Raw genomic sequence first — 13,236 nt, 5'->3', positions numbered from 1 at the left:
TTCGAATTGGATCAAGACAGTTGCCGGCCGCGAGATTCAGAAGGGGTAGGACTGCGGTGTGGGCTCGATCGTGATCCACTTTAGTTCGGTAAACTCATCGATGACCGCGCGCCCGTCGAAGCGTCCGTAGCCGCTCGCCTTGGTCCCGCCGTAGGGCGCCTGGGCTTCGTTCTGCACGGTGGAGCCGTTGATGTGGCAGGAGCCGGCCTCGATGCGCATCGCGACGCTCAGTGCTCGTGTCACGTCGCGGCCGAACACCGCGGACGACAGTCCGTACGCAGTGTCGTTGGCGATCCGCACCGCATCATCCGCGTCCTTCGCTCGCACCACGGTGGTGATCGGGCCGAAGGTTTCCTCGTCATAGATACGCATGGCCGGAGTAACGCGGTCGACGATCGTGGCCGGCATCACCGCGCCGTCAGCAAACCCGCCAGCCACCACCTTGGCACCCCGGTTCATCGCGTCGTCGATCATCGCGTTGATGCGATCACCGGATTCACGGACGATCATCGGTCCCACAACACAGCCACCGCGCGTAGCGGGGTCGCCTACCGGCAACTCGCGCGCCCGCGCGGCAAACCTGGCGACAAATGTGTCAGCGATCTTCTCGTCGACCACGATGCGTTCGGTCGACATGCAGATCTGCCCCTGGTAGAGAAAGGCACCGAACACCGCGGCCTTCACCGCTTCGTCGATGTCCGCGTCGTCGAGCACCACCAGCGGCGCCTTGCCGCCGAGTTCAAGCAGGCAGCGCTTGAGGTGGCGAGCCGCCTTCTCGGCGATGACGCGACCGACACGGGTGGAGCCGGTAAAGTTGATCCGCCGCACCGCGGGGTGAGCGATCAGGGCGTCAACCACTTCCGGGGCATCCTGCGGCGCGTTGGTGACTGCGTTCAGCACCCCCGGCGGCAGGCCCGCGTCACGCAGCACATCGACGATCAGCATGTGGGTCTTCGGGCTCAGCTCGGAAGCGCGAAACACAACCGTGTTTCCGCAAACCAGCGGATAAGCGATTGCCCGCGCAGCAAGTACGACCGGTCCGTTCCAGGGCGCGATGCTGAGAATCACGCCGACTGGCTGACGCACGGTCATCGACAACACACCTGCTTTGTCAGTAGGGATGGTCTCGCCCTGGATCTGCGTCGTCAGAGCGGCGGCCTCACGGAAGAGGTTCGCGGCAAGCATCACGTTGACGCCTGCCCACAAGTCCGAGGCGCCGACTTCCAGCGCCATTACGCGGCTGAATTCCGGCGTGCGGGCTTCCAGCAGGTCAGCCGCCTTGAGCAGGATGCGGCGCCGTTCGGTCGGCCCGGTGGCGGACCACGACCGGTAGGCGGCAGCGGCAGAGTCAGCCGCGGCAATGGCATCCGCCACGCTGGCGGCAGCCGCGCGGGTCACCAGCTCGCCGGTGGTCGGGCTGCGGCGTTCGAAGGTCGCCGCTGTTGTTGCTGGCACATCGGCGTTGTCGATGATGAGCTGGGTGTCCATGGTGTCCTGCGTCTCCTTTGTTCGTCGCGTGGCGGGCGGCATGGCCCGGTGTTATTGAGGAAAAGATATCAAAGCGCTGCTGGACGGAGAAACGGACTCTTCCGATACCCGGTATCGGTTTTCCCCATGACCTGGGCGTGCGAGCGCGCGAGGTGGCAGAAGCGGAGTTCCCGCGGTCGTGACATCGACATCCGTTGGAGCGCAAGCGGAAGCCGTCTCGAGGCAACCGCCTTCGTTCCCGATGTCGAGGAAGCTGGATGCGGAATCGCGCACGATCTTGCGTAGCCAATACAGGTCGGCGCGATCGGCGCGGTGGCAAGCGCCTATCATCACCAGATCGAGCGAAGGGAACGGAACGGGCGGTTCGAATACGTCGAGGGGAAAGAGCCGCGCGTAGTGGTTGGCGAGAGAAAGCGGGATCAGCGCCACCAGATGGCTGTCGACCACCAATTGGGGAAGCAGCGTGAAATACGGCACCAGGAACTGTATGCGCTGCACGAGCCCCATCTGCGCGAGCGTTTCCTGCTCGATCGTCGGCTGTCCGTCGGTCCGGCAATACATAGCGTGGGGCCGCGCGAGGTAGTCCGCCAAAGCCAGCGGCCGTTCGGCCAACGATCGGTTCGCCGATTGAATCGCCACCAGACGATCGCGAATAAACACCTCGTGGCAGAACTCAGGGTCGTGCGCGGCGATCCCGCACGCTTCCCAATTCTCCCGTCGGTTGGGACAGATGATCAGATCGACGACACCGAGCCGGAGATCCTTCGCGGTGGTACCGGGTGTGGGCGTAAGGGTTATGCTGACCCCCGGCGCATTGGCTTGAAGCACGGGACCAAGACGTGAGGTAACGAGTGCTGACACGTAGTCGGCGGTAGCGATGCGAAAGCAGTTAGCTGCGGTTGCTGGATCGAAAGTCTCGGCGCAGAACAGTCGGCTGGCCTGCTCAAGAAGCCGCTCGACCGCGGGCCGCAGTTCTTTCGCCTTCTCGGTGAGCACCATCTCCCGCCCGCGCTGAACCAGCAGATCGTCCTCGAACAGTAGACGCAACTGCTTCAGCGAGCCGCTGACGGTCGATTGCGTAAGATGAAGTCGGTTCGCCGCGTGGCTCACATTGGGGCAGCGCAAGAGTTCCCCGAGAACCGGGAGCAGATTCATGTTGACGCTACGAAGATTGCGTACTACTTGGTTTGACATGATTCACCGATCGATTGACATCACTTCGCCGCACACAAAACCGGGCCGCGCCGACTGCTGAACAGTCGATGCAATGGGGGCTGATTACCCGAAATGCCGACTGAGGCTGCCCACGTCCCGCGCGGACGAACCAAATGCTGAAGAGGCCATCGGAGCGGCGTCTGGTCACGCGAAAGAGCCTATGCAAGGTGTCGAAGTCAAGCGGCTCACAGACCTTGCTGCGCTGGATGTGGATGTCATCGTCTGTCTCCTATTGGGGTATCTGCCGACGACGCCGTCGGCAGGTCGATCGCACCCCTTGTCCGGAAGGAGAAGCGGTGCCCGACTTTTGTCGACATTCATTACACAAGATGCGTGCCAGCCGCACAGATTAAGAATAAAGCGAGTCCAATCAAGGTATTAAGTCAACCTTCCCCTTGGCAACCCGTCCCGGCGCATGTGATCATTTGAGCTTGTCGAAGCACTCATGCGATCAAATCATCGCATCAGTACTGAGATCGCAATACGCGACACCCGACGAAAGGAGCCGCCTGATGAAGAAAATCGAATACCCGGGGAATGACGACTTACGCGGACTGGTCCGCTTCTCGACAGAGGACGGTCTGATCTGGCTGGGGGAGAGCCGGATGCTGCTGCTTCACGTCGCCACGATGGCAGGACTGCGCCGCGAGCTGATCTTGTCGGTAGGTATTGACGATGCGCGCCGGACCATCATCCGCATGGGGTATGAAGCCGGTTTGCGCGACGCCGAGATCGTCCGAAGGATACGCAGGAACGACGACGATCTCGACGCTTACATCGCCGGACCCCAACTTTTCATGCTCGAAGGGGGCGAACGTGTGTTTCCGCTGCGGGTCGAGATGGACGTGCCGAGCGGCAGCTTTTATGGCGAGTTTCGCTCCGAGAATTCGTGGGAGGCGGAGTCTCATCTGCGCGAGTTCGGCCAGACCGACTACCCGGTGTGCTGGATGCGGGCAGGCTACGCCTCAGGCTATACGTCTGGCTTTCTTGGTCGACAGGTGTTGATGAAGGAAATCGAATGCGCCGCCTGCGGTGCAGACCATTGCACGCTAGTGGGCAAACCTGCCGAGGAATGGGAGGACGTGGAGGACTATGCGAGCTACTTCACGCCGGAACAGGCTCCGAAAACCTCGACCCGCCGCGAGGAACCCACAGCCGCACGCAATGGCGGCGTCATCCTCCCGGGCCTGGTTGGCCGCTCGGCGGGTTTTCGTCAAGCATGCGACCTCATTGCCCGCGCGGCGGGTACCGACGTCACGGTGCTGCTGCTCGGCGAGACGGGAGTTGGCAAGGAACGCTTTGCCCGCGCACTGCACCAACTCAATCGGCGGCGCGATCAACCCTTCGTTGCGGTCAACTGCGCAGCGATCCCCCATGAGCTGATTGAATCCGACCTGTTCGGTGTCGAGAAGGGAGCCTATACCGGGGCTACGGCGTCACGCCCAGGCAAGTTCGAGCGCGCCGACGGTGGCACCCTGTTTCTTGACGAGATCGGCGAGATGCCGCTCGCCGCCCAGGCCAAGCTATTGCGAGCACTTCAGGAAGGCGAAATCGAGCGGCTTGGCGACGAGCGCGTGCGCAAGGTGAACGTGCGGGTGGTCGCCGCCACCAACATCGATCTCACCCAGGCAGTCAAGGATGGCCGCTTCCGTGCGGACCTGTTCTATCGCCTGTGCGTGTTTCCGATCCACATCCCGCCACTGCGCGAGCGCCTCGCCGATCTGCAGCCGCTGATCGACACGCTAGTCGAGCGCTTCTCCGTGGTCCACAACAAACCGGTGCGTGGCGTTTCCGATATGGCTTTACGCCTGCTCAAGCGTTATACCTGGCCTGGCAACATCCGGGAGCTGGAAAACATGCTGGAGCGCGCAATGATCCTCGCACCCGAGGATGGCTGGATCGAAGCCGTCCACCTCTCCACCCCGCTGGAATCCGCACGGGCCGGCAGCAGTGGTATCGGCCGGACAGGAGCGCTCGAATCGGCAAGTGTCGCCAATCCGTCTCATCAGTCACTGGTGGAGCACGTCTTGAACTCGGGGCTCTCGTTCGAGGAACTTGAAACGCTGGTGTTGCAGGAGTCGGTCAACCTTTCCGGTGGCAGCTTCGCCCGCGCCGCGCGTGCGTTGGGCATGACCAGCCCACAGTTACGCTATCGACTTCGAAAGCGCCAGGCAGCCACTCTCGCGGCGCCGGAGCGCTGAGCGCCCCCGTCCATCACCCTCTGAGCAGCCGGTCCGGCGTCCCGCAACGCGTTCGGAGCGGGCTTGCACGCCCGGGAATAAATCTCGACTATTCGCCCTATCCCTCCGAATCCGGTTGCGTGCCTGGATGCGCCGCTCTGAAAGCATCAAGCTTCATGCACTCAGCCTCAATTGCTTCAAGCGTCGGATAGTGGCTCATGTCAATGCCAAAACGCCGGGCGTTAAAAATCTGCGGTACGAGACAACAATCAGCGAGCGTCGGAAAATCACCGATACAGAACCGCCCCCGCAGGTTCGATTGAGATAACAACGTCTCGACACCACCGAAGCCGCTCTCAATCCAGCGCGCTATCCATTGATGCTTCGCGTCTTCCGTAAGACCGAATTCACCGGTGAGTGCCTTCAGCACCCGAAGATTGTTGAGCGGATGAATATCGCACGCAATGGTCAATGCTATTTCCCTGCTGCGTGCTCGCTCGTGCATCGCCTCTGGCAACAACGGAGGTTGAGGAAATTTCTCGTCCAGATACTCGATGATCGCAAGCGATTGGCTCAACGCAAAGCTTCCCTCGGCAAACACTGGGACTAGTGATTGCGGGTTTATGTTCCGGTACTCTGGAGAGAACTGTTCGCCGCCATTCCGGTTAAGATGGATTGGCAGGTAATCGAATGGAATACCCTTCAGGGAAAGCGCAATTCTCACCCGGTACGACGCGGAGCTTCGAAAGTAATTGTAGAAGACAGGTTTCACGATGAATTCTTCGGCGTATTGTTCGTACTGGCCAATAAGATCAGTCATACAGGCGAGGTGCAGAATCTAATCGATCAAAACGAAGACTTTTCCATCTTCCACTTTGATCGGATAGGATTTAATGCCCTCAATCAACGGCGCGCACAACGCATTGCCAGTGCGAACGTCAAATTTCCCTTGATGCAACGGACACTCAATTTCATGACCTTCGAGGAAGCCGTCACACAATCTGGCATGCCCGTGCGTGCAGATGTTATCTGTCGCGTAGATAGTCCCATCGACACCGTAGAATGCAAGTTCGCGCGCCTCCACCTGAATCGCCACCACGTCATCGTCCGGCACGACAGCGCGTTGTGCCGCAAAAATCCAGTTGCCGCTCATTGTGACCTCAAACCGGGTAGATAATCGAGTTAGGTATCATTTCGCTATCAAAGACGCACAACTTCGACGCGAATACGGGTCTATCGTTCACCGTGACGATTCTGTCCACGTACCGACCCACATTGAACACTTCGGTTAACTGATCCCGTTTGGTTCGCATGACCACATAATTGGCCTCGCAGACAACAGCGCCCTCCTCGACCTCTTTGATGACAGGCGCACCGATCACGTGCCGCTGATAGTACGGGTCGTGAAACAGCGTCTCCCGAATCGCGAAAACCCGGTCCATGAGCATACCTTTACTCTCGAAGGCGAGCGTCGCCAATGGAAAGCCTTCGTCGAAATTCTCCCGGGGCTGCAATGTGTACGTGCAGTCATCGGTGAAGAAGTCAGGCCATTTGCCCCAATCATTCGCATCCAGGACAGCCGCATAGCGCGCATAGAGCGAGACGATGCCATAGTACGTATCGAAGTCAACCATCTCACACCTCCATTACCCTGCGCCAATAGTTGTACATTCCTCGAATCAACGTTTCGCTGACCATGTGATTCGTGTTCTCGCAATCTCGCCCACCTAGTTCGGCCATAGCTCGATGCTCAGGCTTCTGCTTAAAGCCCTCCTGCGAGCCCTCGATCACTTCGCCGTCATCCGCGGACACGAAGCCCGCTGGTCCGAACAGATTGGCCTGGCGCAAACGGCGTCGGGTCATGTCGTCCGAGTCGCTCGCAAAACCGAAGTGAGTCCAGATGAAGTCGAATGAACCGTGGCCGTCTGGCTGAATATGACGTGTCGAAACAGAATTTACCTGTTGCTGGATGATGACGCTCGGGAAAATCGTCATCAGGACTGCCGTGGGCGCCCCCCACCATTCCTCGTGGACCACATCCAGAAAACGATCGTCATTGAGAGTCATATGCTCCTTGAAGCTCGTGACATTGGAGGTAACATCTCCTTTGCCGCCCGACCCGCGCGTGGAAATCATTGCGGCGTGTCTGAACTTCTCATCCATCACCAGTTGAGATTTATTGTCGGCACGCCACAAGCCGAAGTTGACGAACCATGTGTGCAGCAAACCGGGGTGATACGGATCCTTAATGTTCTCCTGCATTAGCTTCCAGTTCCCTGGAATGCGTTGCCGGCTGTATCCGAGAATCTTCAGTTCCCGGCCGTCGAACAAGCGGTCAAAATAGCTGAGAATAGCCGGCCCCAGGAAATCTTCAAGCGGCTCGATGTCATGATCGAACGACGCAAACACGACACCATTGCGCGTCGCCACTTTCAACTTCGTCAGGCCATGCTCCTCCAGCTTGAAATCCGGTGGCATGCCACCGTTGACCTTTCCATCTTGCTTAACGCCACGCCGAAACGGAACGCCCTGGAGATCGCCCTTCAGCGAGTAGTTCCATTGATGATACGGACAGTGAAAATCCTTTCGGTTTCCTGACCTTTCGCGGCAGAATCGCATACCGCGGTGCGCACAGACATTCTCAATGACGTTGACGCCTGCGTTCTCGTCTCGAACCAGCAATACAGAGCGTTCGCCGATAACGGTACGTTTGAAGTCGCCTACATCCGGAATCTCCGCTTCCAGACCAACGTAACACCAGTGCTTCGAATAAAAGAGTCTTTCGAGTTCTCGTTGGTACAGCGCTTCGTCGGTATATGCCCAGAATGGGATACGGCTCGATCCTTCGTCGCGCCACACCCGTTTCGGGCTGAATACGATTGGCATTTCCATGTCTCGTCTCCTTGTTTGCGCATTACCTTTCGACACGCACGACAATTGACTCAAGCCCAGCGACCGCGCCCTCCATCACATCGCCCGGCAAGACGGCACCGACGCCTTCGGGGGTGCCGGTCATGATGATATCTCCGGGCTCGAGTGTCTCGTAGCGCGAAAGATGCGCAATGCTCTCCTGTACCGACCAGATCAACTTCGCGATGTCGGATGCCTGCCGCACCGCACCGTTCACCTTTAAGGAGATGGCGCCTTGCCTCAAATGCCCCACGTCTGCGACTCGCGCGATGGCACCAATGGGGGCGGACTTCGCAAACGACTTTCCGAATTCCCATGGCCGACCTTTGTCCCGTGCTTCAAGCTGCAGGTCCCGGCGTGTCATGTCCAAACCAACCGCGTAGCCATAGACGTGCTCCAGTGCGTCGTCAACGCCGATGTTTTTCCCCCCTTTCCCAATCGCCACCACCAGTTCAATCTCGTGTTGGAAGTTTTGAGTTTCCGGAGGATAGGGAATCGACGTCTCGATCCGGCCCGCCGGCAAAGTCGCATTCGACGGCTTCATGAAGAAGAACGGCGGTTCGCGATCTGGATCCTTGCCCATCTCGCGTGCATGCGCCGCATAGTTGCGGCCAACGCAGAAAATGCGATTCACCGGGAAACGCTCTGATGCACCTGCCACCTCCAATGAGTAAATTGGGGCGGTGTTGAAGACGAATTGCATGGCAACCTGATATTAGAGAGAGTTACTGAAGTCGCTGTTCGCGCCACAGACCGAGTGCTTCTTGCACTGGACGATCCGAAAGACTGAAGAGAACAACTTCGTCTACGGCACGCAGGCGAAGGTTGGTCCACGAGGGAACCACGAAGATGTCGTTAGCATTAAAGGAGAACGTGTTATCGCCAATTTTCGCGATGCCGGAACCTTCGAGACAGCCGAACACGGTACCGTCCGTACTACGGTATCCCTTCGTCTCAAAACCCATTGGCAACAGTTGCGCATAGGCGCCCATGGTCGGCATTGGGGAGGCACCGGTGGCAGGATTTACATAGCGCAGCTTGTATCCGAAATGAGCATCGATGGCTCCTCCGGCTATCCCATGCAATGCGTCCTTCGTCTGCGCGTACGGGTAGACGAACAAGCGCGTTGGCTCGGACGCCGACTGCCGGAAGTCCACGGGAAGCATGTTGCGCCCATAGCGCGAAAGCGCATCGCCCTCTGGCCGAGTCGAGATTTGCGTTTCGAGACTGCTCTTCTCAGCGAATCCGGCGCCCAGAAACTGTACCAGCGGGATGTCCAACCCATCGAGCCAGACAACAGGCTGATCGCCCTCGTTCCCATGGTCATGCCACGTGTTGGAAGGCGTAATGATGAAGTCTCCACGGTGCATCGTTGTGCGCTCGCCGTCGACTGTGGTGTATGCGCCCTCTCCGTCGAGAACGAGCCGCAAAGCTGATTGAGCGTGCCGATGGGAAGGGGCGATTTCGCCGGGGAGGATGAGTTGCAAGCCCGCGTATATGCTCTGCGTGATTCGGGACTGCCCGCGAACACCGGGATTCTCGAGGATGAGTACGCGGCGCTCCGCCTCCTGCGCCGAAATCAATTGCCCGGCTTCCATCAGGTCGTCTCTTAAGTCAGAGTAGCGCCAGAGATGCGGCTGGATGGAGGATACAGGGTGAAGCGGGACGAGCGAATGCAAGACCTCCCACAGCGGAGTCATGCTCTTTTCTGCAATCTTCTCGTAGTAACGCTGCCTCTCGTTAGCCACTTCATTGGCTGAAACACTCATGGTCGCCTCCTGTCATATTCCGGTCGTATAGAATGCATCTGCATGAATGTGCTCGGGGCGCAGTCCCCGGCCGCGCAAAGCCACTGTCGCCGCCTCTACCATCGGCGGTGCACCGCACAAATAAGCACGCCAACCGGCTAACTCCTCCCAGTCCGAGAAAACCGCATCAGTCACAACTCCCTTTCGCTGACCGTTAGCCGTAAGACCTGATGCAACCGTCACGTTCACATGCAAATTTGGGTAGCGTTTTGCCAAATCAGCCAGACGCTCCTGCCCATAGACGTCCTCGGCCGACCGAGCTCCGAAATAGAGGTGTATGGGGTTGCGCATGCCAGTGGACAAGGCGCCGCGAATGATGGACAACACGGGAGCAAGGCCCGTCCCTCCGGCGACGCAGAGCATCGGTCCTTCATGTTTACGACGCAGATACGACGTGCCAAGTGGGCCACTCAGCCGGACCGTGTCTCCGACACGGAGCGAGTGCGCAACGTAACTGCTAACTCGGCCCTCAGGCATTAGACGAATGTGAAACTCCAATAACTCGTCGCTGTCGAGTCCCGCCATCGAATAGGGGCGAACATGTTCCGGCGTAAACTGCAAGGAAGCGTATTGTCCTGGCGAAAATGAAATCGATTTAGCCGGACGTAGCCGCAGGAGTTTAATGTCGTGCGTAAGGTTCTCGATTTCCTCTACGGTTGCCTTCAGGATCTTGGCCGGGTGAATGACAATCTCATCCGGTTCGGGAATCTCGATGACGCAGTTTTCGATCAGCGTTGCCTGGCATGCGAGAACCTGCGGATGATCGTCAGACAGCAACGCCTGGGGCATCGTGCTAGCGCTCTGATTCTGAATTACCTGACCTTTGATGACTTTGCAGCGACAGGTACCACACCGCCCTGCCGAGCAACTGTAGGACACAGATACGTCGTTCCGCTGCAACACGTCGAGGAGATTGGCGCCCTCCTCAAAAGTTACTGTCTTTCCGGCAGGAAGTATGTGTAGCTCCATCACGTCTCCGCAGTTCGAATTGTTGATGCTTCATCATGGCTTGCCCGCTATAATTCACCAATAGAAGGTCATCAATATCAACTATCAATGGCGTGAATAAAGGCTCCACTTATGGACCTGAAGGACGTTGACCTCAACCTGCTAGTCGTCTTCCAGCAGTTGATCAAAGACGGGAAAGTGTCAACTGCCGCAACCGCGCTCGGCCTCTCACAGCCGGCGGTTAGCAATGCGTTGAATCGCCTCAGGCGACTATTTGATGATGAGCTTTTCGTGCGGACGGCAAGAGGCATGGCGCCGACTCCCGTCGCGGAGGAACTCGCTGAGCCTATCGCCTACGCACTCTCGTCCATACACGTCACGCTCAATCGACGGTCAACCTTTGAACCCAAAACCAGCGACCGTAACTTTGTATTAACAATGACGGACCTCGGCGAGATTTATTTCCTGCCGGGCTTCATGGAAGTGCTCAGCCAGGCGGCTCCGACCGCGACGATCAGCACGGTCTTCGACGCTGGCTCACGACTCGAAGATGAAATGGAATCCGGCAGGGTAGACCTGGCAATTGGTCACCTGCCCAAGCTAACCACCAGCTTCTATCAGCAGAGACTCTTCACCCAGCGTTACGTCTGCATGTTCCGCGCGGGCCATCCCATTGATCGAGGGTCCGTCTCTTTGGAAGATTTCTCTTCGGCTGAACATGTCATCGTAGTGTCGGCTGGCACGGGACACGGGCGAATAGATGACATCATGGCGCAATCTGGAATCCAGCGGAATGTACGTCTGCACGTGCCACACTTTGTCGCGGTGGCGGACATCCTGTCGAAGACGAACCTCATTGCCACCGTGCCGGAAAAATTCGCCCAGCGAAGCGCCACGTTCTTCGGCCTAAAGTACGCTACCCATCCGGTCAGCCTGCCTAATATCCAAATCAACCTCTTATGGCATAAGCGCTATCACCGGGACCCAGCAAATCGGTGGTTGCGGTCGCTCATTTTCGAGCATTTCGCCGAATAGGGTATCCGAACGCAAGGCTTCCCGCGTGGTGAGTCTGCGTGGTGAGTCAGCCACGGCGGTACCGCACCAAATTCCGATCGTGCCGTAGACCAAATAATACTGTCACCGTTGCCTCAATAATATTCTCACCCATTGAAAGGCCGGAGTAAAGGGATATATCTATCCCCTCAAGGGTCAGGCCTTGCAGCGTTGTAGAATCGTTTTAGCCATCCTGGTGATGCGAAGCTTGATGACGCGTCCGGTCTCTCATCGTCTGGCTACGGAACTGATCCGCACCAGTCACCCATCGGGATCAAGGCGTGTGCCGGTGTTCTGGCCGTCGCCCCTGGCTCATTCGAGCTCCAGAAAATCGTCGGTGCCAGGCCAATGTCCAAAGGAGTACACGTCAATTCCATGGTTGCCCGCGCGCAGGCACCAGACTGTTGTCGGCTCATGGCCTGGGCGTCTCAGGGTTCGCTGCATCGGGATGGCCGGGGGTCGGGCGCAATCAACTCAATGGTTTGACGCCAACAAATTTACCGGGCTCTCGGCCCCCCGCCAAACTTAGCTAAAGCATCGTTTAACCTCGAAGGGTTTGCCGTCACGCATCATGTAATAGGCCGCACGCGCCAGCTTGTGCGCGAGTGCCTTCATCGCGACAACCGGCAAGCGCTTTGCCTTCTTGCGTTCATAAAAGCGTCTTGCCTGCGGGCAGCAACGCAGCGCCACTGCGGCGGCTTCGATGAACGCCCAGGCGAGATACTTGTTGCCGTTCTTGACGTTGCCTTCGCCCTTTTTCTTGCCGTTCGAGATCCGCTTGCTGTCAACGCATCGGCAATAGGAACTGAAGTGGCCGACGTCGGCAAATCGCGTGATGGTGCCGGTCTCAAGCATGATCGTGACAGCGAGCACGTTTCCGATGCCGGGCGTGCTCTTCAGGGTCTCGAACTCGGGGCGTAGCTGTGCCTCCTGATGCAGGATCGTCTCAAGCGCAGTAATTTCGCTGCGCAACGTGCGCAGCACCGCCATGTTGGCCATCATCGCGCGCTCGACATGCGGCGGTAGCGCAAGTGCGTGTACCGCTGCATCGTCCATTCGCTGGATGTGTTCGCCGTTCATTCGCAGGTTGATCTGTCTGGCCAGCAGGCTCTCAATACTCAGGATGTGCAGCGTTCGTTGCTGCACAAGTTGCAGCCGCTTGCGGGCGAGATCGCGCAACGCGCGCTCCTGTGGTGGGTAGATATAGCCTTCAGGGAGCAGTCCAAGACGGAAGATGTGAGCCAGGAACACCGCGTCACGTTCGTCGCCGGCATACTTCAGGCCCTCGTACTGCTTGATCGCTGCGGTATTGGCCAGATGTACGGCGAAGCCGGCAGCCGTCAGTCCGTCAACGAGCCAGTACCAGTTGAACGTACTATAGAAATATTTCTATAGCACGTATTATGGGCGCCTCGGGATTATGCATGGTTCGTCGTTGAGGGAATTGAAGTGCGCGGTGTAAGTGCCGATACGAACCGCAGTGCACACCGCGCCGCGCGACGGGTCCGAATCCGTGAACCTCGCAGCCGTCACCGATCGTACCGGCTCGCCTGGCCCTGCATAATCACAGCCCCTCGAGAAACTGCAACAGGCGGTCTGTCGGGCGGTAGCGGCGTTGCTTGCTCTGGGGCACC

Annotated in this window: 11 protein-coding genes and 1 pseudogene; 2 read left to right on the top strand and 10 right to left on the bottom strand. The window is 58.3% G+C overall.

Annotated features, from left to right (window positions below):
- Positions 1 to 36: 36 nt before the first annotated feature.
- Positions 37 to 1,488, bottom strand: coding sequence for an aldehyde dehydrogenase (locus tag AWB69_RS13200; RefSeq protein WP_062085360.1), 1,452 nt, complete (start codon positions 1,486 to 1,488; stop codon positions 37 to 39).
- A 51-nt stretch (positions 1,489 to 1,539) separates the two neighbouring features.
- Positions 1,540 to 2,643: a LysR family transcriptional regulator gene (locus AWB69_RS13195; protein WP_184108351.1), complete on the bottom strand. Its 1,104-nt coding sequence runs from the start codon at positions 2,641 to 2,643 to the stop codon at positions 1,540 to 1,542.
- Between the two features lie 572 nt (positions 2,644 to 3,215).
- Here AWB69_RS13195 and AWB69_RS13190 point away from each other — a divergent pair.
- Complete coding sequence (locus AWB69_RS13190; RefSeq protein ID WP_030101529.1) at positions 3,216 to 4,904, top strand: sigma-54-dependent Fis family transcriptional regulator; 1,689 nt, start codon at positions 3,216 to 3,218, stop codon at positions 4,902 to 4,904.
- 97 nt (positions 4,905 to 5,001) lie between these two features.
- Here the strand turns inward: AWB69_RS13190 and maiA are convergent, their stop codons facing one another.
- Genes maiA through AWB69_RS13155 form a run of 7 tightly spaced genes read right to left on the bottom strand, consistent with a single transcriptional unit; the run spans position 5,002 to position 10,570 of the window.
- Entirely contained in the window at positions 5,002 to 5,703 is a 702-nt protein-coding gene (gene maiA, locus AWB69_RS13185) for a maleylacetoacetate isomerase (protein WP_062085358.1), read from the bottom strand.
- 18 nt (positions 5,704 to 5,721) lie between these two features.
- Entirely contained in the window at positions 5,722 to 6,036 is a 315-nt protein-coding gene (locus tag AWB69_RS13180; RefSeq protein ID WP_062085357.1) for a non-heme iron oxygenase ferredoxin subunit, read from the bottom strand.
- Between the two features lie 7 nt (positions 6,037 to 6,043).
- Positions 6,044 to 6,517, bottom strand: coding sequence for an aromatic-ring-hydroxylating dioxygenase subunit beta (locus AWB69_RS13175; RefSeq protein ID WP_062085356.1), 474 nt, complete (start codon positions 6,515 to 6,517; stop codon positions 6,044 to 6,046).
- Between the two features lies 1 nt (position 6,518).
- On the bottom strand, positions 6,519 to 7,775 hold the full coding sequence (locus tag AWB69_RS13170) for an aromatic ring-hydroxylating dioxygenase subunit alpha (RefSeq protein ID WP_062085355.1): 1,257 nt from the start codon (positions 7,773 to 7,775) through the stop codon (positions 6,519 to 6,521).
- Between the two features lie 22 nt (positions 7,776 to 7,797).
- Positions 7,798 to 8,496: a fumarylacetoacetate hydrolase family protein gene (locus AWB69_RS13165; protein ID WP_062085354.1), complete on the bottom strand. Its 699-nt coding sequence runs from the start codon at positions 8,494 to 8,496 to the stop codon at positions 7,798 to 7,800.
- Positions 8,497 to 8,518: 22 nt separating this feature from the next.
- Positions 8,519 to 9,562 (bottom strand): gentisate 1,2-dioxygenase, encoded by a 1,044-nt coding sequence (gene gtdA / locus AWB69_RS13160; RefSeq protein WP_062085353.1) that lies wholly within the window; start codon positions 9,560 to 9,562, stop codon positions 8,519 to 8,521.
- A gap of 12 nt (positions 9,563 to 9,574) precedes the next feature.
- Entirely contained in the window at positions 9,575 to 10,570 is a 996-nt protein-coding gene (locus AWB69_RS13155) for a 2Fe-2S iron-sulfur cluster-binding protein (RefSeq protein ID WP_062085352.1), read from the bottom strand.
- 111 nt (positions 10,571 to 10,681) lie between these two features.
- On the opposite strand from AWB69_RS13155, the gene AWB69_RS13150 reads away from it, so the two are divergent.
- Positions 10,682 to 11,584: a LysR family transcriptional regulator gene (locus AWB69_RS13150; protein ID WP_062085351.1), complete on the top strand. Its 903-nt coding sequence runs from the start codon at positions 10,682 to 10,684 to the stop codon at positions 11,582 to 11,584.
- 543 nt (positions 11,585 to 12,127) lie between these two features.
- On the opposite strand, the pseudogene AWB69_RS13145 reads toward AWB69_RS13150, so the two are convergent.
- Positions 12,128 to 12,979 (bottom strand): annotated as a pseudogene (locus AWB69_RS13145) (IS110 family RNA-guided transposase); the annotation flags it as partial.
- Positions 12,980 to 13,236 lie beyond the last annotated feature (257 nt).

This window comes from Caballeronia udeis (genome assembly GCF_001544555.2).
In the GTDB taxonomy this organism is placed as follows: Bacteria; Pseudomonadota; Gammaproteobacteria; order Burkholderiales; family Burkholderiaceae; genus Caballeronia; species Caballeronia udeis.
Note: the sequence above shows the minus strand (reverse complement) of the source record. Positions and strands in the feature narration are given on the sequence as shown.

What these genes read in the sequence shown, in the direction of transcription:
- AWB69_RS13200 (WP_062085360.1), bottom strand. Translation starts at nt 1,488, where the DNA reads ATGGACACCCAGCTCATCATCGACAACGCCGATGTGCCAGCAACAACA.
- AWB69_RS13195 (WP_184108351.1), bottom strand. Translation starts at nt 2,643, where the DNA reads ATGAATCTGCTCCCGGTTCTCGGGGAACTCTTGCGCTGCCCCAATGTG.
- AWB69_RS13190 (WP_030101529.1), top strand. Translation starts at nt 3,216, where the DNA reads ATGAAGAAAATCGAATACCCGGGGAATGACGACTTACGCGGACTGGTC.
- maiA (WP_062085358.1), bottom strand. Translation starts at nt 5,703, where the DNA reads ATGACTGATCTTATTGGCCAGTACGAACAATACGCCGAAGAATTCATC.
- AWB69_RS13180 (WP_062085357.1), bottom strand. Translation starts at nt 6,036, where the DNA reads ATGAGCGGCAACTGGATTTTTGCGGCACAACGCGCTGTCGTGCCGGAC.
- AWB69_RS13175 (WP_062085356.1), bottom strand. Translation starts at nt 6,517, where the DNA reads ATGGTTGACTTCGATACGTACTATGGCATCGTCTCGCTCTATGCGCGC.
- AWB69_RS13170 (WP_062085355.1), bottom strand. Translation starts at nt 7,775, where the DNA reads ATGGAAATGCCAATCGTATTCAGCCCGAAACGGGTGTGGCGCGACGAA.
- AWB69_RS13165 (WP_062085354.1), bottom strand. Translation starts at nt 8,496, where the DNA reads ATGCAATTCGTCTTCAACACCGCCCCAATTTACTCATTGGAGGTGGCA.
- gtdA (WP_062085353.1), bottom strand. Translation starts at nt 9,562, where the DNA reads ATGAGTGTTTCAGCCAATGAAGTGGCTAACGAGAGGCAGCGTTACTAC.
- AWB69_RS13155 (WP_062085352.1), bottom strand. Translation starts at nt 10,570, where the DNA reads ATGGAGCTACACATACTTCCTGCCGGAAAGACAGTAACTTTTGAGGAG.
- AWB69_RS13150 (WP_062085351.1), top strand. Translation starts at nt 10,682, where the DNA reads ATGGACCTGAAGGACGTTGACCTCAACCTGCTAGTCGTCTTCCAGCAG.